Below are 2,230 nucleotides of genomic sequence, written 5' to 3' on the forward strand. Positions count from 1 at the left end.
CTGAGAGTCAATCCCACGATTCGTGCAAAGTACGATCGACTCGTCGCGCAAGGAAAGCCGAAAAAAGTGGTGCTGACCGCGTGTATGCGGTCATTGCTGGTCATGATCAATGCCATGTGTCGAACTCACGCGCCGTGGTGTCCGCCAGCGCTGGCGGCGTAGTGTGCCGCCGGTGACTGGTGGGCACCACAAGCCCCCTTGACCGCGTTACGGTTGCTATCTAGGATTTCACGTTCCTGACGCAAGATTTCGTTTTCTTTCCGCAGGCGTTTGAGCTCCTCTTGCTCGGGTGTTAACAGCTGACGGCCCTGACCAGGGAAGGCCAAGTTTCCGTTGTGCTGGTCGGCTTTAATCCACTTTCTCAAGGCTGAAAGTCCAATGCCAAGGTCGCGGGCGGTGCCCGCGATATTTTCGGTGGACTGCGCGAGTTGGACAGCGTCTCGCTTGAACTCGGCGGTGTACGTTTTGCGCTGGGTCATGGAGTGCCTCCTATGATCGGGGCTTAACTCCATGTGTGCAAAAGCGACTTACCCTCACCTTGCCACCTGAGGTGATGGAACAGGAGTGCTTTATTCCAAATGCGCAGCTAGAACTTATGGAATTGTATTTGGATTTTATGCCGTCGTGGGGGTTGAATCACGATTTTCTGCGCCTCTCGTCAGATTACTTCAGGCGGATTTACAAATTTCAATCGGAAACTGATTTCGAACGAGAGAAGACGGATCAAATGTTGTTGAGGATTGAGGAAGTGTTGGTGTCAGAGGAGAGGAAATGACACTAGAGCTCGACGCCTGAGACTTGAATATGATCAGCACAGTTTCCGTACTAATCTCCGTTAGTTCTAAATTCTCAACTCCGGCCCCCTCCTGCTTTTACATCGGAGCGTACTCAGCTACGCAGAACGTTCATCCCATCCGTGGATCTAGATTTCTTTCCCACTGTTTTCCCCCTATTCCCCTTCAGCGCTTCTCGGAGGCCCCTTCTTGGCCTTCCTGTGAGGTCGGGTTTCAGAGGCCAGCGGTTCTGATTAACCTGTAAAGCGCTTACACCCTTCTTCGTAACCCTCAGCCGTCAGGCAAAGCATTTTACTGAAGGAATAACAATACGATAGGGGTAATCCTCTTCCCCTCCCAAGCTCGCCTTTCAGCCTACGCCCAAGCAACAACATCTGCTCAATGTGTTTCACTTGGCTTGTCCGTAGAAAGCACGGATGGCGTGCAACCTCGCATTGACCGTCGTCAAGACACACGATGGGGTAAGCAAGGAAACAGTTCTAGAGAAATCCGTTCCTAAAGGCGAGCGTGCCCGTTCTGCGGAACTTGCTGCCGCCATCTCCAAGTTGGAAGAAGCGCAGGTGAAGCAGGAAGAACTCACCAAGAAGCTCGCCTACCAGGCCACCCACGACCCCTTGACAGGTCTAGCAGGTCGCACCTTGTTTCGGGACCGGCTTGAGCAGGCCATCGCCAGCGCAACCAACCTCACAGCGCCGCTGGCCGTTCTCTTTATTGACCTGAACGGGTTCAAGCTCGTCAACGACACTTACGGACATGCCACCGGCGACCAGTTGTTGCAGGAGATGGCCCGGCGCCTGACCGGAGCCGTCTTCGGACATGACAGTGTGGCACGGTGGGGCGGTGACGAACTTGTGGTGTTGGCCACTCACCTGTACCCAGCTGGCCGAGCTCATGACGTGGCTCAAAAAATTCTCGCAGCACTCATACAGCCCTGTCAGCTCGGGGAGTTTGAAGTGAGAGTTGGCGCGGCAATTGGGGTGAGTCTTTTTCCGCAGGATGGAACTGACGCGACTACCCTGCTGCGACATGCGGACGAGGCGATGTATTTGGCCAAAAGGTGTGAAGACAATACGGTTGAGTTCTACAGAGCGGTGGGGAACGCCAACTGATCGGAATGCAGGCAGGTGTTATCGGTGGATTCAAGCGGTCATCGCAACAGCAGCGTCAATCCCGTGTAGTGCATGTTCAAAGGCCTCATTGGGTGTCTGCCAACCCAAGACTTTGCGGGGTCTGGCATTGAGCGTCTTCGCTACAGCCGCTAGGTCATCGGCGCTGTGGAGGCTCAGATCTGTGCCTTTCGGAAAGTATTGGCGCAAGAGTCCATTGGTATTTTCGTTGGTGCCTCTCTGCCATGGGCTTCTCGGCTCGCAGAAGTAGATGCCCACCCCCGTGTCCAGGTGCAGTTGTTCATGCTGACTCATCTCTGCCCCCTGATC

General features: G+C 54.4%; 2 protein-coding genes and 1 pseudogene. 1 reads left to right on the forward strand and 2 read right to left on the reverse strand.

Translation table 11 applies throughout. The features are described 5' to 3' along the window. Nucleotides 1-221 precede the first annotated feature (221 nt). A pseudogene (locus F561_RS26900) lies at nt 222-479 on the reverse strand (transposase); the annotation flags it as partial. A gap of 731 nt (nt 480-1,210) precedes the next feature. Between F561_RS26900 and F561_RS26905 the strand changes: the two are divergent. Beyond that, nucleotides 1,211-1,903 carry a GGDEF domain-containing protein gene (locus tag F561_RS26905; protein WP_019012544.1) on the forward strand — a complete coding sequence of 231 codons (693 nt, stop codon included), beginning with the start codon at nt 1,211-1,213 and terminating at the stop codon, nt 1,901-1,903. A gap of 30 nt (nt 1,904-1,933) precedes the next feature. Here the strand turns inward: F561_RS26905 and F561_RS26910 are convergent. Beyond that, nucleotides 1,934-2,230, reverse strand: a 297-nt coding sequence (locus tag F561_RS26910) for an IS30 family transposase (RefSeq protein ID WP_019012545.1), incomplete at its 5' end; no start/stop codon positions are given.

It is taken from the genome of Deinococcus aquatilis DSM 23025, from assembly GCF_000378445.1.
Lineage (GTDB): Bacteria > Deinococcota > Deinococci > Deinococcales > Deinococcaceae > Deinococcus > Deinococcus aquatilis.

What these genes read in the sequence shown, in the direction of transcription:
- F561_RS26905 (WP_019012544.1), top strand. Translation starts at nt 1,211, where the DNA reads ATGGCGTGCAACCTCGCATTGACCGTCGTCAAGACACACGATGGGGTA.